Source organism: Pseudomonas sivasensis (assembly GCF_021391435.1).
In the GTDB taxonomy this organism is placed as follows: Bacteria; Pseudomonadota; Gammaproteobacteria; order Pseudomonadales; family Pseudomonadaceae; genus Aquipseudomonas; species Aquipseudomonas sivasensis.
This window is the reverse complement of sequence record NZ_CP090029.1, coordinates 568,358-593,532: the sequence shown is the minus strand read 5'-3', so window position 1 is coordinate 593,532 and position 25,175 is coordinate 568,358. Positions and strand designations below refer to the sequence as shown.

Sequence of the window (25,175 nt, the reverse complement as noted above, 5' to 3'; positions counted from 1 at the left end):
GCGTCAGGAAGACAAAGAAGAGGCGGGAAACGCTGTAGGACCAGCGCTTCGAACACCCCCGAGGTGAGCCCTCGGGGGTGTCTGAATCAGGCCGGTTGGGCCTGGGAGGACAGCGGTTGCAGCGGTAGCAACGGCGCGTGCGGGTCGGCCTTGATCGAATCACGCCAAGCGGCGAGCCACTCGGCATGTCCTTCGCTCCAGACCTGCTCGTGCAGGCGGGCAAGGGCCACCGGATCACTGAGCAACGCCAGACGCTCACCGTTGTTGAGGCCGGCCGGGCCGACTTTCAACGCGTGACGAACACGTTCGATACGCAGGTACTCGATAGGCTCAGCCTCACGGTGACGCGAAGTCGCCAGGGCGCAGGCCAGGGCGTTCTGCTGCGGATCAACCACCGAACGCACGAACCCGTCATTGAGGGCGTGCCAACGGTTTTCATGGGTGTACTTCTCCGTCGACAGCAGCGCTTGCGGCGGGTTGTACTCCTCAGGGATCAGGAACAGGCTCTCGTCACGGGACTTGAGACCCAGCTTGACCCGGCTGGAGATCACCGACACCGGGATCGACAGCATCAGCGAACCCACGATCGGCACCAGCCACCACAGGAAGCTTGGGTTCAGCCACACCACCAGCAGCGCCCACAGGAAGCCCAGCACGGTTTGCGGACCGTGCCGCTTGACCGCTTCACTCCACGGCGTGGAGTCGTCGTCACGCTGTGGCGAGTTCCAAGTCGCGGCCCAGCCGAGGAAAGCGGCAAGGACGAAACGGGTGTGGAAGATCATGCGCACAGGCGCCAGCAGCATGGAAAACAGCATCTCCAGCAGCATCGACAAGGTCACCTTGAACTTGCCACCGAACTCTTTCGCGCCCTTGGCCCAGATCAGGATGATGCTCAGCAACTTAGGCAGGAACAGCAACACGATGGTGGTGGAGAACAGCGCCACCGCCTTGTCCGGATGCCATTGCGGCCACAGTGGGTACAGCTGGCGGGGAGCCATGAAGTACTGCGGCTCCATCAGCGTGTTCACCGCCAGCAAGGCTGTGGACAACACCAGGAACAGAAACCACAACGGTGCCGACAGGTAGGACATCACGCCGGTCAGGAACACCGCGCGGTGCACCGGGTGCATGCCTTTAACCAGGAACAGGCGGAAGTTCATCAGGTTACCGTGGCACCAGCGACGGTCACGCTTGAGTTCGTCCAGCAGGTTCGGCGGCAGTTCTTCGTAGCTGCCAGGCAGGTCGTAGGCAATCCACACGCCCCAGCCGGCACGGCGCATCAGCGCAGCTTCAACGAAGTCGTGGGACAGGATGGAGCCGGCGAACGCGCCTTTACCTGGCAACGGCGCCAGGGCGCAGTGCTCGATGAACGGCTTCATGCGGATGATCGCGTTGTGGCCCCAGTAGTGGGATTCGCCCAACTGCCAGAAGTGCAGGCCGGCGGTAAACAGCGGGCCGTACACACGAGTGGCGAATTGCTGCATGCGCGCATACAGGGTGTCCATGCCCGACGCACGGGGCGCGGTCTGGATAATCCCGGCATCCGGCGTGGCTTCCATCAAGCGCACCAGGCTGGTCAGGCATTCGCCGCTCATCACGGAGTCGGCGTCGAGCACGACCATGTACTTATAGTCACCGCCCCAGCGACGGCAGAAGTCGTCGAGGTTGCCGCTCTTGCGCTTTACGCGACGGCGACGGCGGCGATAGAAGATCTTGCCGAAACCACCGGCCTCGCGGCACACGTCGAGCCAGGCTTGCTGTTCGGCGATGCAGATGTCGGCGTCATTACTGTCGCTGAGCACGAAAAAGTCGAAGCGGTCCAGGTCACCGGTAGCGGCCACAGACTCAAACGTCGCACGCAAACCGGCGAATACACGCGGCACGTCTTCGTTGCAAATCGGCATCACCAGCGCGGTACGGGCGTCTTTCGGAATCGGCTCGTCGCCGGCACTTTTACCGGAGATACGGTATTTATCGTGTCCGGTAAGCAGTTCCAGAAAGCCCATCAAGGCGGTCCAGAAACCGGCCGACACCCAGCAGAACAAGATCCCGAACATGATCAGGATGCTGGTTTGCAGCGCGTAAGGCAGTACCTGAGTAGCGGTTTGCAGCAGGGTCTGGTTGCGGATCTCGTCGAAGTCGACCAGCGACCAGCCTTGGTACGGCATGATGCCTTTCATGTACCAGCCGGCAACGATGGTCTGGCCAAGCATCAGCACCAGCAGGATGTAGCGACGGATCGAACCCACGGTACGCCAGCGCGCGGCCGGCAATACGCGCTCATCTTTCGGCGGTGCCGGCGGATTGCTGCGGCCGGTGAGGCGGCGCCAGCCGCGCACCAGGATATTGGTACGCCAAGGCTCCGGCACCACACGGGTGCGCCGAATCGGTGGCGTGGCCTTGAGGCACACGCGACCGCTGGCGTCGAGCGTCAGCATTTCGGCGTCTTGCAGCTCCTCGGCGGTGCTAAGGGTCAAGCGGCGGCCAACCGACGCCTGGGCGGCGTCGACGGGCGCGTCAAAGGTTGCGGACGACAAACGCTCGTGCAACTCGGTGAAGGATGTGCAGCCCGCCAGTTCGGCGCGCTGCTCAGCGGTCATCGGGAGATGCGCCAGATACTCGGACAGAGTTTCTGGCTGGACTTGAGAATTACTCATCGGCAGGCAACTGATAGCTCCAGGTTTCGGTCAGGACTTGCTCGGTCTTGATCGGCTCCGGTGTGGCTGGGGCAGCTTCTGGCTGCTTGGCTTCCTTGTCTTTCGCGTCTTTCTTGGCCTGTTTCTCGTGTTGCTTGGCCAGGACCTTGTCAGCCTTGAGCACCTGGGTCGAAACCTTCTCCGGCTCTGGCTGCGGGATATCCTGAACCAGGGCAGCACGCATTTCGGTCGGTTTGCCTGCGTCTTTGATCTTCATGCGCAGGGTCAAACGCCAGCCTTTGGTGTGTTCGTTGTAACGCACGCTGTTTTCTACCACTTCAGCGTTGTCACCCACGCTCACCTGGCTGCGCACCGGGGCGTCCGGCAGGAGTTTCTTCAGGGACGGGCCTTCAAAGTCCACCAGGTAGGCGACGCTGCCATCAGGCTGACGGATCAGGTTGGACTGTTTCACGTCACCCGTGGAACGCAGGGTCTGCTTGACCCAAGCGCTGTCCGGCGAGTGGAACGCGGCGTCGTCCAGAGTCCAGTGCAGGCGGTAGGCGACTTCCAGCGGCTCGCCGACTTTCGGCAGTACAGCCGGGCTCCAGAAGGCAACGATGTTGTCGTTGGTTTCGTCGGCGGTCGGGATCTCGACCAGATCGACGGAACCCTTGCCCCAATCACCTTCAGGCTCGATCCAGGCGCTTGGGCGCTTGTCGTAGTTGTCGTCCAGGTCTTCGTAGTGGCTGAAGTTACGGCCGCGTTGCAGCAGGCCGAAACCACGCGGGTTCTCTACGGTGAAGTTGCTGACCGACAGGTGTTTAGGATTGTTCAGTGGGCGCCAGATCCACTCACCGTTACCGGCATGGATCGACAGACCGCTGGAGTCGTGCAGTTCGCGACGGTAGTTGAGCACCTTGGACGGCTGGTTTGCGCCGAACAGGAACATGCTCGTCAGCGGTGCAACGCCCAACTTGCTGACGTTGTCGCGCAGGAACATCTGGGATTTCACATCGACAACGGTGTCGGTGCCCGGACGCAGGATCAGGCGATAGGCGCCGGTCGCACGAGGGGAATCGAGCAGGGCAAAGATCACCAGGTGCTTGTCACCCGGTTTTGGACGTTCGATCCAAAACTCGGTAAAACGCGGGAACTCTTCACCAGACGGCAGCGCAGTATCGATCGCCATGCCACGGGCGGACAGGCCATACACCTGGTCCTTGCCGACGACACGGAAATAGCTCGCGCCGAGCATGGTCATGATTTCGTCTTGCTTGTCGCTCTTGTTGATCGGGAACAAGACACGGAAACCGGCATAACCCAGTTGTTCGGTTGCTTTCGGATCAAACTTCACATCGCCGAAATCGAAACGCGACGGGTCGTATTTGATTTCCTGCACGCTGTCAGCGGTGACTTCGTTGATTTTCACCGGTGTATCGAAATGCATACCCTGGTGATAGAAGGACAGCTTGAACGGGGTGTTCTGATCGGCCCATTCGGCTTTTTCGTTGCGGAAACGAATCTTCTGGTAGTCCGCGAACTTCATTTCGCGAAATTCGTTCGGCAGATTGCTGCGCGGAGCTTCGTATTTCTGCCCAGCCAGCTCTTTTGCCTTGGCCGACACATCATCCAGACTGAATGCCCACAGCTGACCCGCGCCGAACAGGCAAAACAGGGCTGAGCCCGTTACCAGTGCGTTTCGTAACCGTTTGGCAGACAATTTTGGTGCATTACAGGGACTAACAATCACGAGCAACCCTCGCCGAAAACAGATCAAAAAACCAACGGCCAGCTATCTATATGCCAGGTTGGCGAGCATTGTTCCGACTCCCCTGGGTCAAAATGATTCCCCAATGGATGTCGGACAAGTCTCTACCTAAATCAAAAATGGACCAAACAACGCTGATCCCCGTAGCGCGCGATTATCTAGTAGCCCGCGAGACAACGCATCAGGGGCAGCGAAGTATTTGTAGCGAAATCCTGCGTTTTTAGGCATTAAAAGTCGTTTTTAATACATTCAGGTCTGTAACAGAAAGGTCACAGGGCCATCATTGACCAAATGCACCTGCATATCGGCACCAAAACGCCCCGACGCCACCTTGCCATGCAATTGTTGCGCTTGTACCAGCAGGTGATCAAAAAGCGCCGCTCCCAGGGCCGGCGGGGCCGCTGTGGAGAAGCTTGGCCGCAGCCCGCTCTTGGTATCCGCCGCCAACGTAAACTGCGACACCAGCAGCAAACCACCGCCGATGTCCTTGAGCGACAGGTTCATCTTGCCCTCGTCGTCGCTGAACACACGGTAGTTGAGCAATTTGTGCAGCAACTTATCGGCGCGCTCCGGCGTATCTGAAGGCTCAACGGCCACCAGTACCAGCAATCCCTGGTCGATGGCACCGACGACTTCACCCTCGACCTCGACACGGGCGCCACGCACCCGTTGCAACAGGCCCTTCATGCTTCTTCTGGCGGTAGATCAAGCAGGCGCCGTGCCATCTCACCGGTCGCGCGCACCAATGCATCGGTAATGCCGGGCTCGGACGCCGCATGGCCCGCCTCGCGGATCACCTGCAGTTCGCTGTTCGGCCAAGCCTGATGCAGCTCCCACGCGTTATCCAGCGGACAGATCATATCGTAGCGGCCGTGGATGATTACGCCAGGCAGATGGGCGATCTTGTGCATATCGCGAATCAGCTGGTTGGGTTCCAGAAAGGAATTATTGGTGAAGTAGTGGCATTCAATCCGCGCGATGGACAGCGCGCGCTGCGGCTCGGAAAAACGCTCCACATGCTGTGGGCTTGGGCACAGGCCCAGCATGCGACCTTCCCAGCCGGACCAGGCTTTGGCCGCGTGCATCTGGGCGATCTGGTCGTTACCGGTCAGGCGCTTGTGGTAGGCGGCAATCATATCGTGACGCTCGTCCGCAGGAATCGGCGCGAGGTAGTCCTGCCAGTAATCCGGGAACAAGCGGCTGGCGCCGGTTTGGTAGAACCATTCGATGTCCTGCGGTCGGGCCAGGAAAATGCCGCGCACGATCAGGCCATGCACACGCTCAGGGTGGGTTTGCGCGTAGGCCAGAGCCAGGGTCGAGCCCCAAGAGCCGCCGAACAACACCCATTTGTCGATGCCCAGGTGCTCGCGGATACGCTCAAGGTCGGCGACCAAGTCCCAGGTGGTGTTGTTTTCCAGACTGGCGCGGGGCGTGGAGCGCCCGCAACCACGCTGGTCGAAGGTGACAATACGGTACAGATTAGGATCGAAATAGCAGCGACTCTGGGCGTCGCAACCGGAACCAGGGCCCCCGTGGATAAAGACGACAGGCAAGCCTTCGGGGGAGCCACTTTCATCGACATACAGGGTGTGGGTGTCATCGACTGCCAGATCGTGCCGGGCGTAGGGTTTGATCTGCGGGTACCAAGTCTGCATTGCGCGCTCCGTAGGGGGTCGGGTTCATCCCTGAGGGGACGTCTTTTATTTTGCCGTCTGGCACTATAAACCCGAATTGTGCAATGAGCATGTCCTTGAGCGCTTAGACCTGTGTCAGCCCTTCGCCCCGCAGGTAATTCAGCAGATAGTCGAACAATTGGTCCACCTCCGCCACTTGGCCTCGTGCGCGCAAACAGCCATGGACCAGGCCCTTTCCCGGATAAAGCACCGTGGTCACGCCCGCCGCTTGCAGTCGCTCGGCATACAACATGCCGTCGTCGCGCAACGGGTCGAATTGGGCGACGGCGATCAATGCCTTGGGCAATCCACAGTAATCCTGGGCCAGCAGCGGCATGGCATAGGGTGAATCCTTGCCCGATCCGCGCAGGTAAAGCGCCAGGTAGTGCTCCGCATCAGCGGTGCTGAGCAAGGGTGCGGCCATGCAATCTCGGCGCGAGGGTAAGTCAGCCGTGCCACCAAGGCCGGGGTAAATCAACACTTGGGCGCGGGGCAACGGTTCACGGGCGTCGCGCAGCCCCAGGCACAGCGCAGCGGCCAGATTGCCACCGGCACTGTCACCCATCACGACAATACGTTGCAGGTTAATGGCGTGCGGCCCCTCCCCCGACTGGATCGCCCGCCACACGGCGCGGCAATCTTGATAGGCCGCGGGGAACGGGTGTTCCGGGGCAAGGCGGTAGTCGATGGCGATCACCAAAACGTTCAACGCACTGGCCAATTCGAAGCAAATAAAGTCGTGGGAATCCAGGCCGCCGACTACCCATCCGCCGCCGTGCATATAAAGGAGGCAGGGCCAACCATCGGCCGGTGGGGCTGACGGGGGGAGGTAGCTGCGCACGCCAACGCCTGCGAGGGGAAAGTCAGACACCTGCAAGCCGTCCGGCATGGGTGGGGTGAACGCTTGGCACATGCGCTCGTAGCTCTGGCGTATGCCGGCCAGCGATGGATCGTCGCCGGTGAAGGAAGCGGTCTTTTCGACGAAGGCGGCAAGCCGTGGGGAAATTGGGTACATGCACAATGATCTCTAGCACAGCAGGTTCAAGGAGGAAGGCACTGCATTTGGCTTAGGGTTTGAGGCTTGCCAGCACTGCCGCCACGCCATCGCGGCCATCAAACGCTGTAACACCTGCCAGCCAGCGCTGCAAATCCTGCGGATGGTCGCGCAACCACTGTTTAGCCACGTCCTGGGGCGACTGGCGCGCCATGATCGGCACCATCAACTGGCTCTCTTGGGCAGCGGTGAAGGTGAGGTTTTCCAAGAGTCGATGGACATTTGGGCAGCGTTCGGCAAAGTCCGGCGCCGTCACGGTGGAGACGGTAGCGCGGCCTTCGTCGAGACCGAACACGTCTTCGCTGCCGGTGAGGTAGGTCATTTTCATATTGAGGTTCATCGGGTGCGGGGTCCAACCGACAAACACCACGAACTCCTTGCGATTTACAGCGCGCTGCACCGCCGCCAACATCCCCGCCTCACCGGAGGCCACCAGTTTGAAGCCGCCGAGGCCGAAGCGGTTGGTGTCGATCATTTTCTGAATATCAGTATTGGCACCGCTGCCGGGCTCGATACCGTAGAGTTTGCCACCCAGTTGGTTCTTGAATCGGGCAATGTCGGAGAAGGTCCTCAACCCGGCATCGGCCACGTATTGCGGCACGGCCAGGGTAGCTTGGGCGTCGGCGAGGCTCGGCGTGTCGAGCACCTTGACCTGTTTGGCCGCCAGGAAGGGGGCGATGTTGTTGTCCATCGCCGGTTTCCAGTAGCCAAGAAAGATATCCAGGCGCTTATCGCGGATGCCGGCAAAGATAATCTGCTGCACCGCACTGGTCTGTTTGCTGTCGTAGCCCAAACCGTTGAGCAGCACGTCAGCCATGCCGGAGGTGGCGACCACATCGGTCCAACTGACCACGCCCATTCGGATGGACTTGCAGGAGGCCGGCTCGGCCGCCATGGCTTGCGCACTGAGCAGTACGGCGCCGGTGAGGGTCAACAGATAGCGGTTGAATAGTCGTTTCATGAAAGCGGTCTCACTCGGCAGTTTTTATTGTGGGGAGTGGCATCTGATGCGCCGTATCCACAACCTTACCCAGCAAGACCTCGATAAACACGACCGGGTGCGACCGGCAGTTGCACTGTGTCGACTGTCAGCGTCATCGGCTCGGACCGTTGCGTGATAAATGAGCGGTTCGAACACTGCCCTCTACGGTGCTCTGGAACCACGCCAATGAATAGTTAATCGCTCTTAATTCAAAAGCTGATAACCACCCACGCTGAAATGACTACTTCACCTAAAAAACTGTCATATATAACAGTAGAGCAACTCTCAGGGGCGTCTTTACTGTTTACGGAAAGACACTGACTTTCCGGAGAGCAATAATGACCACGCCAACGTACCCGAGCAATAAACCCATAACTGAGATCTTTGAAGCAACAGTGCAATACGCAAACGAGAAAGACATTTTTCTCGCCAATAAAATCAACATCGCGCTGATCAAAGATAATTCAGGTAGCAGCTGCTGGATGATAGCGGCATTTCAGGACATCTCCGAAATAAACAAGAAACCTCATGAAATACGCGCGATACACATTTACCTGCCCAGATATCAGCTACACGGTAGGGTCGAGATGTTCCCAGCTCTTCCCCCTGAGGCGCCGATTATAAACAGTGCAAGCTATTTTAGAATTGTGAACATTGACTATGAGAAGAAAAAGTCAGACGAACTCATCTACCTGGGTAAAACAGGGGTGATCAAATACGAATGGAGTAATGACTTTAAATCCATTGAGGGCAACATTGACCTCAACACACTCGATGAGAACAAAGCCCCCATTAATATCAATGGCCACTTTTACCTTTCAAACAGCGGACAACACTCCATCTGATAGCTGAAAAATACAGGTGCGCGTTCTGAGCAGGAAATCGCATCTGTATTTTTTCATTTAATAGTGCCCACGTCCCCAGACCAAAAAACCTTCCAGCAACTGCTTCAACACCACCCGCGTCGGCTCAGCCAAATCCGCGCGATAACGGAACGGCTCGAACTCCTCCATATAAGTGCTCTGGCACAACTCCAACTGCACCGCATGAATATCCTGCGCCGGGTCGCCGTAATGCCGGGTGATATGGCCGCCCTTGAAGCGCCCGTTCAGCACATGGGTGTACTGCGGATGGGCGGCGCAGATGGCTTCCAGCTGGCTGGCCAGTTCGGGATCGCAGGCGGCCCCGTTAAAGGTGCCGAGATTGAAGTCCGGCAGTTTGCCGTCGAACAGGTGCGGGATCACCGAGCGGATCGAGTGGGCGTCGAACAGCAGCGCGTAGCCGAACTCGGCCTTGAGCCGCGCCAGTTCCTCTTGCAGCGCGCGGTGATACGGGCCCCAGATCTTTTGCAGGTAAGTGGCGCGTTCTGCCTCGCTGGGCTCCAGGCCTTCACGAAACAACGGCACACCCTCAAATAGCGTGGCCGGGTACAAGCCGGTGGTGGCGCCGGCGTACAGCGGCTTGTCGTCGGACGGCCGGTTGAGGTCGATGACAAAGCGCGAGTACTCCGCCGAGAGGGTGCTGGCGCCGAGCTCTTCGCCAAAGTCATACAGCGTGGGGATATGCCAATCGGTGTCCGGCAGGCTTTGCGCCTCGGGGATCAACCCGGCCTCGACCGCAGGTGTCAAACGCACGCCGGCGTGGGGCATGCTGATCAGCAGCGGGGTGCGGCCTTGTTTGAAATTCAGAACCTTATCCACAACAGCACTCCTTAAACAGTGACATCGACGCCATGGCGCACGACGCGTTTATCCAGCTCGCCGCCCAGCCAGTAGGCGAGGTCGGCGGGACGATCAATCTGCCACGCTACAAAATCCGCCACTTTGCCCACTTCCAGTGAGCCATGGGTAGCGCCCATGCCCAATGCGGTGGCCGCATGTTGCGTGACGCCGGCCAGGGCCTCTTCCGGGGTCATGCGGAACAGAGTGCAGGCCATGTTGAGCATCAGGCGCACCGACAGTGCCGGCGAGGTGCCGGGGTTGAGGTCACTGGCGATGGCGATTTTCACGCCGTGTTTGCGCAGGGCCTCCATCGGTGGCAACTGGGTTTCGCGCAGGAAGTAGAACGCCCCTGGCAGCAGTACGGCGACGGTGCCGGATGCAGCCATGGCAATGGCGTCTTCTTCGGTCATGAATTCCAGGTGGTCCGCCGACAACGCGTGATAACGCGCCGCCAGGCTGGAGCCGTGCAACGACGAGAGTTGCTCGGCGTGCAGTTTTACCGGCAGGCCCAACTGCTGGGCGACCTTGAACACGCGCTCCACTTGCTCAGTGGAAAACGCCAGGTATTCGCAGAAGGCATCCACGGCGTCCACCAGCCCTTCCGCCGCCAGGGCCGGTAGCATCTCGCTGCAGATATGCTCGATGTAGTCGTCGGCGCGGTCCTTGTACTCCGGCGGTAACGCATGGGCCGCCAGGCAGGTGGCGCGCACGCTGACCGGCAGCTCATCGCCGAGACGCCGGGCCACGCGCAACATCTTGCGTTCGTTGGCCAGGTCCAGGCCGTAGCCGGATTTGATCTCCACTGTGGTCACGCCGTCGCGCAGCAGACTGCGCAGGCGCTTGCGGGCGCTGTCGAACAGTTCATCCTCGCTGGCGGCGCGGGTGGCGCGCACGGTGCTGGCGATACCGCCGCCCTTGGCCGCGATCTCGGCATAGCTAACGCCCTCAAGGCGCTGCTCGAATTCGCCACTGCGATTGCCACCAAACACCGCGTGGGTGTGGCAGTCGATCAGCCCCGGAGTGACCCACGCGCCTTGCAGGTCATGCACCTGGGCGTAGTCCGCCGTCGGCACTTGGCTGCGCGGGCCGATCCACTCGATGAGTGAGCCGGCAGTGACCATGGCAGCATCCTCGATGATCGAGTAGTTACCTTGAGCCATGGTTGCAACGTGGCAGTGTTGCCAAAGGGTTTTCATCAACGCCTCCCTAAGTTATCGATGAGACACAGCCGGGTCGTATTGGACGTTGGCCGTTTGCCCGGCGGCGGGTTTGACCCACAGCAGGTAGGCAACGACCAACAGCACGATCCACACGGCGCCGACCAGCAAGGCCGCCTGGGTGTCCGGGAAGTAACCCAGCACACCAAACACAAACAGCATGAATACGATGGCCGCCGCCGGCGCATAGGGCCAGAACGGCACCGGGAATTTCAGCTCAGCGACCTGTTCTTTAGTCATCGAGCGACGCATGGCGACCTGGGTGAACAGAATCATCAGCCATACCCACACGGTGGCGAAGGTGGCAATCGAGGCAATCACCAGGAACACGTTCTCCGGGATCAGGTAGTTGAGCAGCACGCCGCCGAGCAGCGCTGCGCCCATCACCACCACGGTCATCCATGGCACGCCCTGTTTGGACAACTGGGCAAAACCCTTGGGCGCCTGCCCTTGTTGAGCGAGGCCGTACATCATGCGCCCCGCACCGAAGATGTCACTGTTGATCGCCGAGACTGCCGCCGAGATCACCACAATATTGAGAATGGTCGCCGCCGAGCCTATGCCGAGGTTACTGAATATCTGCACGAACGGGCTGCCCTGGCTGCCGATCTGGGGCCATGGGTAGATAGCCATCAGCACAAACAGGGTCAGCACGTAGAACAATAGGATGCGCAGCGGTACGGCGTTGATCGCCTTGGGAATTACGCGCTGCGGGTCTTTGGCTTCGCCAGCGGTGATGCCGATGATTTCGATACCGCCGAAGGCGAACATCACCACCGCGAACGAGGCGATCAGGCCGCCAACACCGTTAGGCATAAAGCCGCCGTGGGCCCACAGGTTGCTCAGGCCGCTGGCCTGGGTCTCGCCCGCCGAATGGATACCGAACAGCATGATGCCGAAGCCGCCGAGGATCATCGCGACAATCGCGCCGACCTTGAGCAGCGACAGCCAGAACTCCATCTCGCCAAAGACTTTGACGTTGCACAGGTTCAGGCCGCCGATCAGAAACACAATGCCGAGCACCCAGACCCAGCGCGCGACGTCGGGAAACCAGAAGCCCATATAGATGCCGAACGCGGTGACGTCGGCGAGGCAGACGATGATCATTTCAAACGCGTAGGTCCAGCCGAGAATAAACCCGGCCATGGGGCCCAGATAGGTGCTGGCGTACTGGCCGAAGGAACCGGACACCGGGTTGTGCACGGCCATTTCACCGAGGGCGCGCATCACCATGAAGACAGCGGCGCCGCCGATCAGGTAGGCCAGCAGCACGGCAGGGCCGGCCATCTGGATAGCCGAGGCGGATCCGTAGAACAGCCCGGTGCCGATGGCCGACCCCAGTGCCATGAAGCGAATATGTCGGGCACTGAGGCCACGTTTCAAACCCTTTTCTTGCTGGTGCATTTCTCGTCCTTAATTATTTTTATCCTGAGAAAATTAAAAGCCGCGCTCATGACAACTGCTTTTTTTGTGGTGAGCGGGCTTGCCCCGCGCTGTTGTGCGAAGCAACCCCAAATCCGGCTACCGCATTTCACTTGGAGAAATGCGGTGACTGTAGGAGGGGCTGCTACGCAGCCCAGCGCGGGGCAAGCTCGCTCACTACAGAGAGCGAGTGTCGCTTACAGGCTCGGCAGCAACTTCGCCGGCACCAGGTCATTCAGGCAGCGGCTGGCGAGCAGTTCGCTGGCGGCGATGATGTCCGGGGCGAAGAAGCGATCCTTGTCGTAGAACCCCACTTTGGCGCGCAGGACGCCACGGGCTTTTTCCAGTTTCGGCGAGGTTTTCAGGCCTTCGCGCAAGTCCAGACCCTGGCACGCGGCCAGCCATTCCACGGCGAGGATGCCACGGGTGTTCTCGGCCATTTCCCACAGGCGCTTGCCGGCAGCAGGTGCCATCGACACATGGTCTTCCTGGTTGGCTGAAGTCGGAATGCTGTCGACACTATGGGGATGGGCCAGCGCCTTGTTCTCGCTGGCGAGCGCGGCGGCGGTCACCTGAGCGATCATGAAACCTGAGTTCACCCCGCCATTGCCCACCAGGAACGGCGGCAATTGCGACATGTGTTTGTCCATCATCAACGAGATACGACGCTCACTGAGGGAACCGATTTCGGCGATGGCCAGCGCCATGTTGTCAGCGGCCATGGCCACTGGTTCGGCGTGGAAGTTACCGCCGGAAATCACATCGCCTTCGGCGGCGAACACCAGCGGGTTATCCGATACGGCGTTGGCTTCGACCACCAGCACTTCAGCGGCCTGGCGGAACTGGGTCAGGCACGCGCCCATGACCTGAGGCTGGCAGCGCAGGGAGTACGGGTCTTGCACTTTGTCGCAGTTCTGGTGCGACTGGGAGACCTCACTGCTTTCGCCGAGCAGGTCGCGGTAAGCGGCAGCCGAATCGATTTGCCCACGCTGGCCGCGCGCGGCATGAATACGCGCGTCGAACGGCGAGCGCGAGCCCAGCACTGCTTCAACGGTAAGGCCGCCACAGGCCAGGGCGCCAGCGAACAGGTCTTCGCCTTCGAACAGGCCGCGCAGGGCATAAGCAGTGGACACCTGGGTACCGTTGAGCAACGCCAGGCCTTCTTTAGCCGCGAGGGTCAGCGGCGTGAGGCCGGCGACTTTCAGCGCGTCAGTCGCTTCCAGCCATTCACCTTTGTAGCGCGCCTTGCCTTCGCCCAGCAGCACCAGGGACATATGGGCCAGCGGCGCCAAGTCACCGGACGCACCGACCGAGCCTTTCAACGGAATATGCGGGTAAACCTCGGCGTTGATCAGCGCGATCAGCGCGTCGATCACTTGCCGACGAATCCCGGAGAACCCACGGCTCAGGCTGTTGACCTTGAGCACCATGACCAGCCGCACCAGCGCATCGCTGATCGGCTCACCGACGCCGGCGGCATGGGACAGCACCAGGGAACGCTGGAGGTTTTCCAGGTCTTCGCTGGCGATACGGGTCGAGGCCAGCAGGCCGAAACCGGTGTTGATGCCGTAGGCAGTGCGGTTCTCAGCGAGAATCTGCTCCACGCAGGCAACGCTGGCTTCGATCTGGGCTGAAGCGCTGTCATCCAGACTGAGGGTCACCGGCTGCTGGTAGATGGCCCGCAGTTGGGCAAGGCTCAGTTGGCCTGGAATCAGATTTAACGCAGTCACATTCATACTCCTTGTGAATTGTTCTTTCGAATATTTCTGTTGAATAAGGGTTCAGTGCACATTGGGTAATGCGGTGTCTTTGAGCAGCTTGGCGGCAGCTGCAATGTCCGGCGCCAGCCAGCGGTCCTGCTCGTATGCGGGGACCACTTCACGTAACAATCGCCAAGCGCGGTCGGTACCCGCGCCGAAACGCTGGGCCTTCAAAAACTCAAAGGCCTGGGCCGCCAGCAAGTACTCGATGGCAAGAATCTGGGTGACGTTGGCCAGCAGTTGATGCAGCTTCAGCGCGGCATTGGTGCCCATGCTCAAGTGGTCTTCCTGCAGCCCCGAGGTGACGAAATTATCGAGCACCGCCGGTTGCGCCAGCTGGCGGTTTTGCCCGCACAGTGATGCGGCGACGTATTGCACGATCATCATTCCGGAGTTGACCCCTGGGTTGCTCACCAGGAATGCCGGCAAGCCACTGACGTGCGGGTTGATCAAACGGTCCAGGCGGCGTTCGGCAACTGAGCCGATTTCGGCCATGGCGATGGCGAGCATATCGGCGGCCAGGGCGACGGACTGGCCGTGCGGATTGGCCTGGGACACTACGCGGTACTCGTCCGGCGTGCCAAGCACCAACGGGTTGTCAGTGGCGCTGTTGAGTTCAGTCTCGATCTGGCGGGTGGCGTGCTCCACCTGGTCGCGCGCCGCGCCGTGGATCTGCGGGATCGAGCGGATGCTCAGGGCGTCCTGGGTGCGGAGGCCTTTGCTGCTGGCGATCACTTCACTGCCATCGAGCAAGGCACGCAGGTTGACGCCAACGTGCTGCATGCCGGGGTGCGGCTTGAGGGCGATGATTTCTTCATCAAAGGCGTCGATCTGGCCACGCTGGGCTTCGAAACTCATGGCGCCGATCACGTCGGCCCACTGCAGCAAGTGATGGGCGTCGGCCAAGGCCAGGCAGCTCAAACCGGTCATGCACGGCGTGCCGTTGACCAGGCACAGGCCGTCTTTGGCGCCGAGTACCACGGGCTGCAAACCTTCTGCCTGCAAGGCTTCCTGCGCCGTCACGATCTGGCCGCGATAACTCACCGTACCGACACCCAACAAAGCGACACCGACGTGGGCCATGTGAGTCAGGTAACCCACCGAACCTTGGGACGGCACCTGTGGCGTGATGCCGTGGTTAAGCAGCGACAGCAACGAACGTAAGACCTGCGGATGCAGGCCGGATTTTCCGTGACTGTAATTGATGACCGCGGCGCAGATGATCGCCCGGGTCTGCTCGTCGCTCAGTACCGGGCCGACGCCACAGGCGTGGCTCAGCAGAGTATTGCGCGACAGCTGGCTGAGTTGTTCGCCCGCAAGCGACACGTTGCACAGCGCGCCCAGGCCGGTGTTCACGCCATACGCGCGTTCGCCGCTGGTGACGATGCGCTGCACGATGGCTTGGGCATTGTCGATGCGGGCCCAGGCTTGGCCCGAGAGTGCGAGCACCGCGCCGTGTCGGGCCACGGCGACCACGTCCTGCCAGCGCAGAGGCGTGTCGGCGATGATGATTTTTGCTGCCTGGGACATGGTTGACCTCTTCATATTCTCTACCGCTTTGCCGGCCTCATCGGGGGCAAGCCCCCTCCCACATTTTGAACGTTGAACATCTTCAAAGGTGGGAGGGGGCTTGCTCCCGATAGGGCCAGCAGCCTCACCACAGAATCTGGATCAGACCACCGCCGCCCGCCGCTGAACAAACCGGTCCACGTACTCATCCGCCGGTGAATGGAGGATCTCCCGAGGCGTGCCGACCTGGATCAACTTGCCGTCCTTGAGGATCGCAATGCGGTTACCAATGCGCACGGCCTCGTCGAGGTCGTGGGTGATGAAGACGATGGTCTTGTGCAGGGTCTTTTGCAGCTCCAGCAATTGGTCCTGCATCTCGGCGCGAATCAACGGGTCAAGGGCGCTGAAGGCTTCGTCCATCAGGATGATGTCCGTGTCGGCAGCCAACGCACGGGCCAGGCCGACGCGCTGGCGCATGCCGCCGGAGAGCTGGTGCGGGTATTTGTTTTCGTAGCCTTTGAGGCCCACGGTTTCGATCCAGTGCAGCGCGCGTTCGGCGCACACCTGCTTGGTTTCGCCACGCACCTTGAGGCCGTAAGCGACGTTGTCGAGCACGCTCTTGTGGGGCAACAGGCCGAAGCTCTGGAACACCATGCTGATCTTGTGCCGACGGAATTGGCGCAGGGCGTCCATGTCCAGTTGCAGGATGTCTTCGCCGTCCACGAGGATCGCGCCGCTGGTGGGGTCGATCAGGCGATTGAAGTGACGTACCAGTGTGGATTTACCGGAACCCGACAGGCCCATGATCACGAAGATCTCACCAGTACCGATGCTCAGGGACAGGTCGTTGACGCCGACCACGCAACCGGTCTCGGCCAACACTTGGTCCTTGGTCTTGCCCTGCCCGATCATCGCCAGCGCTTCCTTGGAACGCGCGCCAAAGATCTTGAAGACGTTTCTGACTTCGATTTTGCTCACAGTCGTCATTTGCTCGCCTCATGCCGTGGGCGGCCATAGGCCTGGGTAATGCGGTCGATGACCACTGCAAGAATCACGATCGCCAGCCCGGCTTCAAGGCCACGGCCAACGTTGAGGGTCTGGATGCCGACGAGCACGTCTTCACCCAAGCCACGGGCGCCGATCATCGAGGCGATCACCACCATCGACAACGCCATCATGGTGGTCTGGTTGATGCCGGCCATGATGCTCGGCAGCGCCAACGGCAGTTGCACGCCAAACAGTTGCTGCCAGCGGTTGGCACCGAAGGCGTTGATGGCCTCCATAACTTCGCCATCCACTTGGCGGATGCCCAAATCGGTGAGGCGAATCAACGGCGGCGCGGCGTAGATCACCGTGGCAAAAATCGCCGGCACCTTGCCCAGGCCGAACAGCATCAGCACCGGGATCAGGTACACGAAGCTGGGCATGGTTTGCATGATGTCGAGCAGCGGCATCAACACCGAACGCAGGCGATTACTGCGCGCCGAGAGGATGCCCAACGGAATGCCGATCAACACCGAAATCACCGTGGCAACCATCATCAAGGCCAGGGTCTGCATCAGCTTGTCCCACAGGCCAACCGCGCCTACCAGGAACAGCAAACCGACGATGACCGCCGTAGTGACTACTTTGCGGGTAGCGTGCCAGGCCACGCCGCCGACGATGGCCAGCATCAGCCACCAAGGGGCGGCGCGCAGCAGGCCTTCCAGGTTGACGATGGCCCACAGCAGCGTGTCGGAGATCTGCCGGAACACATCGCCGTAGTTGGTGACCAGTGAATCCACCCAACCGTTAACCCAGTCGGCAATGGAAAACGTAAAACTCTCAGGAAACATAGCGTGCTCTCGATCCAATGGGTTGTGGCCGGGCGCCCGGCCACCCCTCAGGGTAGCCGTGCACACTTGACCTACAAGGCCGCGTCGATTTTCTTGGCTGCGTCTTCGCTCACCCAGGCGTGCCAGACTTCAGGATGTTCCTTGAGGAAGATCTTCGCCAGTTTCGGCGACTCAATGCGCTCCTTGGCCATGCGTCCCAGGTTCTGGTTCAGCAGGTCGATGGGCAGGTTGACCTTTTCCAGCACGGCCACCAATTCAGGGGCTTGTTCGTGGAAGGTCTTGGACAGGCCGACCTTGATGGTCACGGTTTTATCCACACCGGGTTTTTCTTCAAGTTTGACCAGGTCGACCTGACCCATCAGCGGCGTCGGCGACCAGTAGTAGAACAGGATCGGCTCGCCACGCTTGTAGCTCGACAGCACCGCCGCATCCAGCGCCGGGCCGGTGCCTGGGCGGAAGTTGGTGTAGGTGCTTTCCAGGCCGTAGCTTTTCAGCATTTCGCTGTTGTCCAGCTCGCAGGTCCAGCCGGCCGGGCAGTTGTAGAAGCGGCCCTTGGATGGTTCTTCCTGGTCCTTGAACACCGAGGCGTACTTGGCCAGGTCGGCGATGGTTTTCAGGTCCGGCGCCTTGGCTTCCAGCTTGCGCTTGGCGTCGCCTTCGATCACGTAGCGCGGCACGTACCAGCCTTCGATTGCGCCCACCACAGGCGCACCAACGCCGACGACTTTGCCGGCCTTCTCAGCCTTGTTCCAGACTTCGCTGCGGCCGACCCATTCTTCGGCGAACACTTGAATGTCGTTACTGCTCAGGGCGTTTTCCATGGTGATGGAGTTGCCCGGCAGGCTGTCGGTTTTGCAGTCGTAGCCTTTTTCCAGCACGGTTTGCAGGATGTCGGTGAGCAACATGCCGCTTTCCCAGTTCAGCCCGGCGAATTTCACCGGTTTACCGGACTCGCACCAACCGGCCGCCTGGGCGCCAGCGCTGGCCAGCAAGCCTGCAGAGAACAACGTGGTCAGCAGGGTCTTATGCATTTTCATTGTGTGACGCTCCCAATCATGAAATGGATTACGGCAGTCAAAAGGCGTCCTGCCTTGTCCACGTCCTGTCAGGCCCGCGCCGCAGCGCGACTGGCCCCGCTTTTTTTAGTGGGTACAACATTGTCCTGCTCGACCGGCAGAATCAGTTGATCGGGCACGCTGCCGTGCCATTTTTTCGCACACAGGTAATACAGGGCGGCGGGCAGCACCAGGCCGATGATCCAGGAGATATCCACACCCCCAAGCGCGCTCACCAGCGGACCGGTGTAGAACTTGGTAGCGATGAACGGCATCTGCACCAACACCCCGAAGACATAGACGCTGATACCCAGAGGGTTCCAACGACCGTACCGCCCGTTTGGATCGGCCAGCGCCGGCACGTCATAGCGCTCGCGGGTGATGAAGTAGTAGTCAACTAGGTTGATCGCGCTCCAGGGCGTGAAGAACGCCAGCAGGAACAGAATGAAAGACTTGAACGCACCGAGGAACGAATGCTGGCCGAGCAATGCGATCAGGGTCGCCGTACCGACGATAAGCAGCACGAACACCAGACGCTGCAGACGCGTCACCTCCAGGCGACCACGAAAGCCGCTGATGATGGTCGCGATGCACATGAAGCTGCCGTAGGAGTTCAGTGTGGAGATGGTGACCTTGCCGAACGCGATGCTGAAATACAGCAGCGCAGCGGTGGCGCCCGTACCACTCAAACCAACGATGTAGGCCACTTCATGACCGGCGAATTGCCCGTTGGCCATGGCGGCGGCGAACACGCCGAGAATCATCGCCACTTGTGCGCCAATCACTGAACCGGCGCCCGCAGCGAGAAAGGTTTTCACCGACGACGTGCTGCTCGGCAAGTAGCGCGAGTAATCCGCCACATACGGCCCAAACGCGATCTGCCAGGAGGCGGCGAGGGACACCGCGAGCAAGAAACTGCTCCAACTGAAATGGCGGATTTGCAGCAATGCGCCAATGTCAGCCTGGCCCATCAGGCGACTGAACAGGTAAACGAAGGCAATCACACCAATGACGCTGGCAACGCGCCCTATGAAGTGGATCACCCGATAACCAAGCACCGTGACCAGCACGATGACACTGGCGAAGATCAGGATACCGACGCTGCTGCTGACACCAAACAACTGGCCCAGCGCCTGGCCGGAAAGCACCGTACCGGTCGCGGTAAAGCCTAGGTACATCAGGCACACCAAGACGATCGGAATGGCCGCGCCATATACGCCGAACTGCACGCGACTGGAGATCATCTGCGGCAAGCCGAGCTTGGGCCCTTGCGCCGCATGCAACGCCATGACGCCGCCGCCGATCAGTTGACCGATCAACAGACCGATCAACGACCAGAACACATCACCGCCCAGCACCACGGCCAAGGCCCCGGTGACAATGGCTGTAATTTGCAGGTTGGCACCCAGCCACAGGGTGAACTGGCTCAATAGACGACCGTGTCTTTCCGCTTCCGGGATGTAGTCGATCGAACGTTTCTCGATCAACGGGGTGGTGCTTGCACGCGCGTCATTTGCAGCCATGGGTGTTCAACCTCTGATGGATTGTTTTGGGGGTCGCAGCCGCTCAACTGTGGGAGGGGGCTTGCTCCCGATAGCAGTGGGTCAGTCACCAGACCTATTGGCTGATACACCGCCATCGGGAGCAAGCCCCGCCCCACATGGGTTACTTGATCATTGGAAGATTGAGACCCTGCTCTTTGGCGCAATCGATCGCGATCTGGTAACCCGCATCGGCGTGACGCATCACCCCTGTCGCCGGGTCGTTGTGCAGCACACGGGCAATCCGCTCGGCCGCTTCGTCGGTGCCGTCGCAGACGATCACCATGCCGGAGTGCTGGGAGAAGCCCATGCCGACGCCGCCACCGTGGTGCAGCGAGACCCACGTCGCACCGCTGGCGGTATTGAGCAAGGCATTGAGCAGCGGCCAGTCGGATACGGCGTCGGAACCGTCCTGCATGGATTCTGTTTCGCGGTTCGGGCTTGCTACCGAGCCGGAGTCGAGGTGGTCACGACCAATCACCACCGGCGCCGACAGCTCGCCGCTGCGCACCATTTCGTTGAATGCCAGGCCGAGCTTGGCGCGCTGGCCCAGACCGACCCAGCAGATACGCGCTGGCAGGCCCTGGAAGCTGATGCGTTCGCGAGCCATGTCCAACCAGTTGTGCAGGTGAGCGTCGTCGGGGATCAGCTCTTTGACTTTGGCGTCGGTCTTGTAGATATCTTGCGGGTCGCCCGAGAGCGCAGCCCAACGGAACGGGCCGATGCCACGGCAGAACAGTGGACGGATGTACGCCGGAACGAAACCTGGGAAGTCGAAAGCGTTTTCCACGCCTTCTTCCTGTGCCATTTGGCGGATGTTGTTGCCGTAGTCGAAGGTCGGGATGCCTTGCTTCTGGAATTCCAGCATGGCTTTGACGTGGACTGCCATGGACTGCTTGGCGGCCTTGATCACGGCAGCCGGCTCGGTCTTGGCGCGGGTGCGGTATTCGTCCCAGGTCCAGCCGGCGGGCAGGTAGCCATTGAGCGGGTCATGGGCACTGGTCTGGTCGGTGACCATGTCTGGGCGCACACCGCGCTTGACCAGTTCCGGCAGGATCTCGGCCGCATTACCCAGCAGCGCGATGGAAATGGCTTTGCCTTCTTTCGTGTATTTGGCGATACGGGCCAACGCGTCGTCGAGGTCGGTGGCTTGCTCATCGACATAACGGCTGGCCAGGCGGAAATCGATGCTGACCTGCTGGCACTCGATGTTCAGCGAGCACGCGCCGGCCAATGTCGCGGCCAGCGGCTGTGCGCCGCCCATGCCGCCGAGGCCGGCGGTGAGGACCCAACGGCCTTTCAAATTGCTGTCGTAATGCTGGCGACCGGCTTCAACGAAGGTTTCGTAAGTGCCTTGGACGATGCCCTGGCTGCCGATGTAGATCCAGCTGCCGGCAGTCATCTGGCCGTACATAGCCAGGCCCTTGGCATCCAGCTCGTTGAAGTGTTCCCAACTGGCCCAGTGCGGAACCAGGTTGGAGTTGGCGATCAACACGCGCGGGGCGTTGCTATGGGTCTTGAACACGCCGACCGGTTTGCCGGATTGCACCAGCAGGGTTTCGTCGTCGTTCAGATTGGTGAGGCTCTCGACGATCTGGTCGTAGCACTCCCAATTACGTGCGGCGCGGCCAATGCCGCCGTACACCACCAACTCTTTCGGATTCTCCGCCACTTGCGGGTCGAGGTTGTTCATCAGCATGCGCAGCGGTGCTTCAGTCAGCCAGCTTTTGGCGGTGAGCTTGTTACCGCGGGCGGCGCGGATTTCGACGTCACGGTATTTTGTAGGCTTGGTCACTGCTAGGACTCCTCGGCGATCGATGCGCGAACATGGATGGTGCGAAGGAGAGTCTTACGCACACATCTTTACTTGTATGTACAAGCATATGCAATCAAGCGGCCAACTTTTTGAGCGAGGTGTTGAAATTTTTTTGCAAAGCGCGTGGGAGCCTTGGAAATTAAGGCTTCGAGGGACGATGAAATTTCTTACGTGGGAGTTTTACGACCAGAGAGGTTTGTCACGACAGCGCGGCTTTGCGCCACGCTGGGGCATTCGGTAACAAATTGGTGCAGGGGTTGGAAACAGATCGCAACAACAGCGGGAAACAAATGTGGGAGGGGGCTTGCCCCCGATAGCGGTGGATCAGTCAGCCCATCTGGTACTGACACACCGCAATCGGGGGCAAGCCCCCTCCCACATTTTTTAACCGCGCTGAGTCAGTTCGATGATGCAGCTACGGCCAGTGATAGAGATGTCCAGCAAGCCAGCGTTACCGTCCACTTGCAGGCAATCGTGATGGCCCAGTACCTGGTCCAGCACCTTCACTTCATCCGCCACGCTGAACACCAGCACCGTCTGCGCCGTACTGAAAAACCGCTGCACACCATCCATCCACTGCAACCGCGCGTGGTAGCGCTCGGGCGAATAAATCAGGTTGAAATCGCGAATCGGCCCAGTGATCAATCGGCACGACACCTGGCTGTCACCCTTGAAAGCGAACGGTTGCAGCGGTAACAGTCCGCGCTGCTCCTCGCCATCCACGGTCAGCACCATGCCTGCGCCCTTGATTACCGTGATCACACGCTGGTAACCGGCGAAGGTGGAAAAGCCGCCCGACTCGACGATATCGGCAATCGACAAGCGCCAGCCAAAGCCATCCAGGCCATCGCCGGCATCACGGGAAATTTCTTCGGTACTGCCACCGCCGTTTTTCCACGGCATGCGGACGTAATCGGCGGCGCGCCAGACTTTCAAACTCATTTACTGAAGCGTCCTTCGAGGCTGTGACGGGAACCAGGGTGGATCAACCGCGCGGCGGTCACCGGTTGGCGTCCGGACCAGGTGCGTCGGCGAATCAACAGGCACGGTTCGGTGGGCTCGATTTGCAGCAGCTTGCACTCGTCGGCGTCGGCGAGGATCGCTTCCACGACGTGCTCGCCTTCCGTCAGCGGCGCAACCTGGTTGAGATAGGCATAGGGCGTTTGTTGGGTGAAATCCTGCTGCAGGTATTCCGGCGCGACCAGGGCGTTGACGAAACGGTCTTCGATTTGCACGGGAATATCGTTTTCGTAATGCACGATCAGTGAGTGGAACACCCGCCCGCCTTCGCGCATTTCCAGAGCGACGGCACGTTCGGAACCGGCGGCCTCTTCGCCCAGGGTGATGACCTGGCAGGTATGCCGATGACCGCGGGAAGCGATCTCATCAGCAATGTTGTGCACTTCAAACAGCGCCGACTGGCTTTTGGGCTCGGCGACAAAAGTACCGACGCCTTGCATGCGAACCAGCAACCCTTCGGCGGTGAGTTCGCGCAGGGCGCGATTGATGGTCATTCGGCTGAAGCCCAGTTGGCTGACCAGTTCACTCTCCGACGGCACGCGGTAATGGGGTGGCCAGTTGCCGTTGAGGATCTGCTGACTGATCATCTGTTTGACGCGGGCATACAAGGGCGCCGGACTTTCGTCCATGTGGGCAGCCAGTGAAGACTTGGCGGGCGGAGTCGGCACAGGGAATCCTTGCAGGGGGAAAAGATGCATAGATTGCCGGAGTTTACCGAGCAGGCAAACGTCTGTATATGTATATACAAATAAACACACGACCGGAGTGCTCTGAACATGTCCGCTTTTTTTGCCGAACGCGCACTGCTGCCTAATGGATGGGCCAACGATGTACGTCTTGAAGTCAGCGCCGATGGCCTGCTGACACAGATTGCGGCCAATGCCAGTGCAGACGGTGCCGAGCGGCTCAAAGGCCCGGTATTGGCGGGCATGCCCAACCTGCACTCCCACGCATTCCAACGCGCCATGGCGGGTTTGGCCGAAGTCGCCGGCAACCCGAATGACAGCTTCTGGACCTGGCGCGAGCTGATGTACCGCATGGTCGGCAAGATCAGTCCGGAGCAACTGCAGGTGATTGCGCGCCAGCTGTACATCGAGATGCTCAAGGCCGGTTACACCTCGGTGGCCGAATTTCACTACGTGCATCATGATGTCAGCGGCCAGCCGTACGCCGACCGTACGGAACTGTCGCGGCAGATCAGCCACGCGGCCGCCAGCAGCGGTATTGGCCTGACCTTGGTGCCCGTGCTCTACACCCACTCGGGTTTTGGCGGGCAGGCGCCGAACGAAGGCCAGCGACGGTTTATCAACAGCACCGAAAACTACCTGGACCTGCAGGCGCGCCTCAAACCGATCCTCGCGGCGCAACCGGCGCAGCAACTGGGCTTGTGCTTCCACTCCCTGCGCGCTGTTACGCCACAACAAATCAATGAAGTCCTGGCCGCCAGCGACAAGACGTGCCCGGTGCATATCCATATTGCCGAACAACAAAAAGAAGTCGACGACTGCCTGGCCTGGAGCGGCAAGCGTCCGTTGCAATGGCTGTATGACAATGTCGAGGTGGATGAACGCTGGTGCCTGGTGCACGCGACTCACGCCAACCCGGAAGAAGTGACGCGCATGGCAGCGAGCCGTGCGATTGCCGGATTGTGCCTGACCACCGAAGCCAACCTGGGCGACGGGATTTTCCCGGCAGTGGATTTTCTCGCCCAGGGCGGGCGCATGGGCATCGGTTCCGACAGCCATGTGTCATTGAGCGTAGTGGAGGAATTGCGCTGGCTGGAATACGGCCAGCGCCTGCGCGATCAACGGCGCAACCGCTTGTATCGCAGTGACCAACCGATGGTTGGCCGTACGCTGTTCGATGCTGCGCTGGACGGTGGCGCACAGGCACTGGGGCAGCCAATTGGTCGACTGGAAGTGGGCAAGCGTGCGGATTGGATCGTGCTGGACGGTAATGACCCTTACCTGGCGACAGCAACAGAGGATGGCATTCTCAATCGCTGGCTGTTTGCCGGCGGTGATCGCCAGGTGCGTGATGTGCTGGTCAACGGGAAATGGGTGGTGCGCGACGGGCGTCATGCAGGCGAAGAAGAAAGCAGCCGGGCATTTACGCAGGTGCTAAGGGACTTACTCGGTTAAAACATGTGGGAGGGGGCTTGCCCCC

General features: G+C 60.2%; 20 protein-coding genes. 2 read left to right on the top strand and 18 right to left on the bottom strand.

Going from position 1 to position 25,175, the window contains the following annotated elements; translation table 11 throughout:
- Nucleotides 1–86: 86 nt before the first annotated feature.
- From mdoH to choX, 6 genes are all read right to left on the bottom strand, one after another.
- On the bottom strand, nt 87–2,657 hold the full coding sequence (gene mdoH / locus LRO94_RS02595) for a glucans biosynthesis glucosyltransferase MdoH (RefSeq protein WP_179179638.1): 2,571 nt from the start codon (nt 2,655–2,657) through the stop codon (nt 87–89).
- Nucleotides 2,650–4,386, bottom strand: a complete 1,737-nt coding sequence (locus LRO94_RS02590) for a glucan biosynthesis protein G (RefSeq protein WP_032890634.1) — start codon at nt 4,384–4,386, stop codon at nt 2,650–2,652. The genes mdoH and LRO94_RS02590 overlap by 8 nt, the downstream gene beginning before the upstream one ends.
- A gap of 267 nt (nt 4,387–4,653) precedes the next feature.
- Nucleotides 4,654–5,091, bottom strand: a complete 438-nt coding sequence (dtd, locus tag LRO94_RS02585; protein ID WP_179179639.1) for a D-aminoacyl-tRNA deacylase — start codon at nt 5,089–5,091, stop codon at nt 4,654–4,656.
- Nucleotides 5,088–6,059 carry a prolyl aminopeptidase gene (gene pip, locus LRO94_RS02580; RefSeq protein WP_032890191.1) on the bottom strand — a complete coding sequence of 324 codons (972 nt, stop codon included), beginning with the start codon at nt 6,057–6,059 and terminating at the stop codon, nt 5,088–5,090. The genes dtd and pip overlap by 4 nt, the downstream gene beginning before the upstream one ends.
- Nucleotides 6,060–6,162: 103 nt before the next feature.
- The gene (locus tag LRO94_RS02575; RefSeq protein WP_179179640.1) at nt 6,163–7,092 is read right to left on the bottom strand and encodes an alpha/beta hydrolase; all 930 of its coding nucleotides are present in this window, start codon (nt 7,090–7,092) and stop codon (nt 6,163–6,165) included.
- A gap of 52 nt (nt 7,093–7,144) precedes the next feature.
- The gene (choX, locus tag LRO94_RS02570) at nt 7,145–8,092 is read right to left on the bottom strand and encodes a choline ABC transporter substrate-binding protein (protein ID WP_179179641.1); all 948 of its coding nucleotides are present in this window, start codon (nt 8,090–8,092) and stop codon (nt 7,145–7,147) included.
- A 359-nt stretch (nt 8,093–8,451) separates the two neighbouring features.
- Between choX and LRO94_RS02565 the strand changes: the two genes are divergently transcribed.
- Nucleotides 8,452–8,958 carry a hypothetical protein gene (locus LRO94_RS02565; RefSeq protein ID WP_032890185.1) on the top strand — a complete coding sequence of 169 codons (507 nt, stop codon included), beginning with the start codon at nt 8,452–8,454 and terminating at the stop codon, nt 8,956–8,958.
- Nucleotides 8,959–9,015: 57 nt separating this feature from the next.
- Here LRO94_RS02565 and hutG read toward each other — a convergent pair whose 3' ends face one another.
- From hutG to hutC, 12 genes are all read right to left on the bottom strand, one after another.
- Nucleotides 9,016–9,813, bottom strand: a complete 798-nt coding sequence (hutG, locus tag LRO94_RS02560) for an N-formylglutamate deformylase (RefSeq protein ID WP_032890182.1) — start codon at nt 9,811–9,813, stop codon at nt 9,016–9,018.
- An 11-nt stretch (nt 9,814–9,824) separates the two neighbouring features.
- Entirely contained in the window at nt 9,825–11,030 is a 1,206-nt protein-coding gene (gene hutI, locus LRO94_RS02555) for an imidazolonepropionase (RefSeq protein WP_179179642.1), read from the bottom strand.
- A 15-nt stretch (nt 11,031–11,045) separates the two neighbouring features.
- The gene (locus LRO94_RS02550) at nt 11,046–12,455 is read right to left on the bottom strand and encodes an amino acid permease (RefSeq protein ID WP_032890178.1); all 1,410 of its coding nucleotides are present in this window, start codon (nt 12,453–12,455) and stop codon (nt 11,046–11,048) included.
- A 215-nt stretch (nt 12,456–12,670) separates the two neighbouring features.
- A complete protein-coding gene (gene hutH, locus LRO94_RS02545; protein WP_095186143.1) occupies nt 12,671–14,209 on the bottom strand; it encodes a histidine ammonia-lyase in 1,539 nt (512 codons plus the stop codon).
- 45 nt (nt 14,210–14,254) lie between these two features.
- On the bottom strand, nt 14,255–15,763 hold the full coding sequence (locus tag LRO94_RS02540; RefSeq protein WP_179179643.1) for an HAL/PAL/TAL family ammonia-lyase: 1,509 nt from the start codon (nt 15,761–15,763) through the stop codon (nt 14,255–14,257).
- Between the two features lie 141 nt (nt 15,764–15,904).
- Nucleotides 15,905–16,729, bottom strand: coding sequence for a quaternary amine ABC transporter ATP-binding protein (locus tag LRO94_RS02535; RefSeq protein ID WP_050442867.1), 825 nt, complete (start codon nt 16,727–16,729; stop codon nt 15,905–15,907).
- Nucleotides 16,726–17,577, bottom strand: coding sequence for an ABC transporter permease (locus tag LRO94_RS02530; protein ID WP_032890174.1), 852 nt, complete (start codon nt 17,575–17,577; stop codon nt 16,726–16,728). The genes LRO94_RS02535 and LRO94_RS02530 overlap by 4 nt, the downstream gene beginning before the upstream one ends.
- Before the next feature lie 71 nt (nt 17,578–17,648).
- Complete coding sequence (locus LRO94_RS02525) at nt 17,649–18,614, bottom strand: ABC transporter substrate-binding protein (protein WP_032890172.1); 966 nt, start codon at nt 18,612–18,614, stop codon at nt 17,649–17,651.
- A 68-nt stretch (nt 18,615–18,682) separates the two neighbouring features.
- A complete protein-coding gene (locus LRO94_RS02520) occupies nt 18,683–20,155 on the bottom strand; it encodes a purine-cytosine permease family protein (RefSeq protein ID WP_179179644.1) in 1,473 nt (490 codons plus the stop codon).
- Between the two features lie 142 nt (nt 20,156–20,297).
- Complete coding sequence (hutU, locus tag LRO94_RS02515) at nt 20,298–21,968, bottom strand: urocanate hydratase (protein ID WP_179179645.1); 1,671 nt, start codon at nt 21,966–21,968, stop codon at nt 20,298–20,300.
- Nucleotides 21,969–22,373: 405 nt separating this feature from the next.
- Nucleotides 22,374–22,931, bottom strand: coding sequence for a HutD/Ves family protein (locus LRO94_RS02510; protein ID WP_179179646.1), 558 nt, complete (start codon nt 22,929–22,931; stop codon nt 22,374–22,376).
- On the bottom strand, nt 22,928–23,638 hold the full coding sequence (gene hutC, locus LRO94_RS02505; RefSeq protein ID WP_241089512.1) for a histidine utilization repressor: 711 nt from the start codon (nt 23,636–23,638) through the stop codon (nt 22,928–22,930). Before hutC ends, LRO94_RS02510 begins: the two co-directional genes overlap by 4 nt.
- Before the next feature lie 147 nt (nt 23,639–23,785).
- Here hutC and LRO94_RS02500 point away from each other — a divergent pair, with 147 nt between their 5' ends.
- A complete protein-coding gene (locus LRO94_RS02500; protein WP_099601997.1) occupies nt 23,786–25,150 on the top strand; it encodes a formimidoylglutamate deiminase in 1,365 nt (454 codons plus the stop codon).
- The last annotated feature ends 25 nt before the right edge of the window (nt 25,151–25,175 follow it).

What these genes read in the sequence shown, in the direction of transcription:
- mdoH (WP_179179638.1), bottom strand. Translation starts at nt 2,657, where the DNA reads ATGAGTAATTCTCAAGTCCAGCCAGAAACTCTGTCCGAGTATCTGGCG.
- dtd (WP_179179639.1), bottom strand. Translation starts at nt 5,091, where the DNA reads ATGAAGGGCCTGTTGCAACGGGTGCGTGGCGCCCGTGTCGAGGTCGAG.
- pip (WP_032890191.1), bottom strand. Translation starts at nt 6,059, where the DNA reads ATGCAGACTTGGTACCCGCAGATCAAACCCTACGCCCGGCACGATCTG.
- LRO94_RS02575 (WP_179179640.1), bottom strand. Translation starts at nt 7,092, where the DNA reads ATGTACCCAATTTCCCCACGGCTTGCCGCCTTCGTCGAAAAGACCGCT.
- choX (WP_179179641.1), bottom strand. Translation starts at nt 8,092, where the DNA reads ATGAAACGACTATTCAACCGCTATCTGTTGACCCTCACCGGCGCCGTA.
- LRO94_RS02565 (WP_032890185.1), top strand. Translation starts at nt 8,452, where the DNA reads ATGACCACGCCAACGTACCCGAGCAATAAACCCATAACTGAGATCTTT.
- hutI (WP_179179642.1), bottom strand. Translation starts at nt 11,030, where the DNA reads ATGAAAACCCTTTGGCAACACTGCCACGTTGCAACCATGGCTCAAGGT.
- LRO94_RS02550 (WP_032890178.1), bottom strand. Translation starts at nt 12,455, where the DNA reads ATGCACCAGCAAGAAAAGGGTTTGAAACGTGGCCTCAGTGCCCGACAT.
- hutH (WP_095186143.1), bottom strand. Translation starts at nt 14,209, where the DNA reads ATGAATGTGACTGCGTTAAATCTGATTCCAGGCCAACTGAGCCTTGCC.
- LRO94_RS02540 (WP_179179643.1), bottom strand. Translation starts at nt 15,763, where the DNA reads ATGTCCCAGGCAGCAAAAATCATCATCGCCGACACGCCTCTGCGCTGG.
- LRO94_RS02535 (WP_050442867.1), bottom strand. Translation starts at nt 16,729, where the DNA reads ATGACGACTGTGAGCAAAATCGAAGTCAGAAACGTCTTCAAGATCTTT.
- LRO94_RS02530 (WP_032890174.1), bottom strand. Translation starts at nt 17,577, where the DNA reads ATGTTTCCTGAGAGTTTTACGTTTTCCATTGCCGACTGGGTTAACGGT.
- LRO94_RS02525 (WP_032890172.1), bottom strand. Translation starts at nt 18,614, where the DNA reads ATGAAAATGCATAAGACCCTGCTGACCACGTTGTTCTCTGCAGGCTTG.
- LRO94_RS02520 (WP_179179644.1), bottom strand. Translation starts at nt 20,155, where the DNA reads ATGGCTGCAAATGACGCGCGTGCAAGCACCACCCCGTTGATCGAGAAA.
- LRO94_RS02510 (WP_179179646.1), bottom strand. Translation starts at nt 22,931, where the DNA reads ATGAGTTTGAAAGTCTGGCGCGCCGCCGATTACGTCCGCATGCCGTGG.
- hutC (WP_241089512.1), bottom strand. Translation starts at nt 23,638, where the DNA reads ATGGACGAAAGTCCGGCGCCCTTGTATGCCCGCGTCAAACAGATGATC.
- LRO94_RS02500 (WP_099601997.1), top strand. Translation starts at nt 23,786, where the DNA reads ATGTCCGCTTTTTTTGCCGAACGCGCACTGCTGCCTAATGGATGGGCC.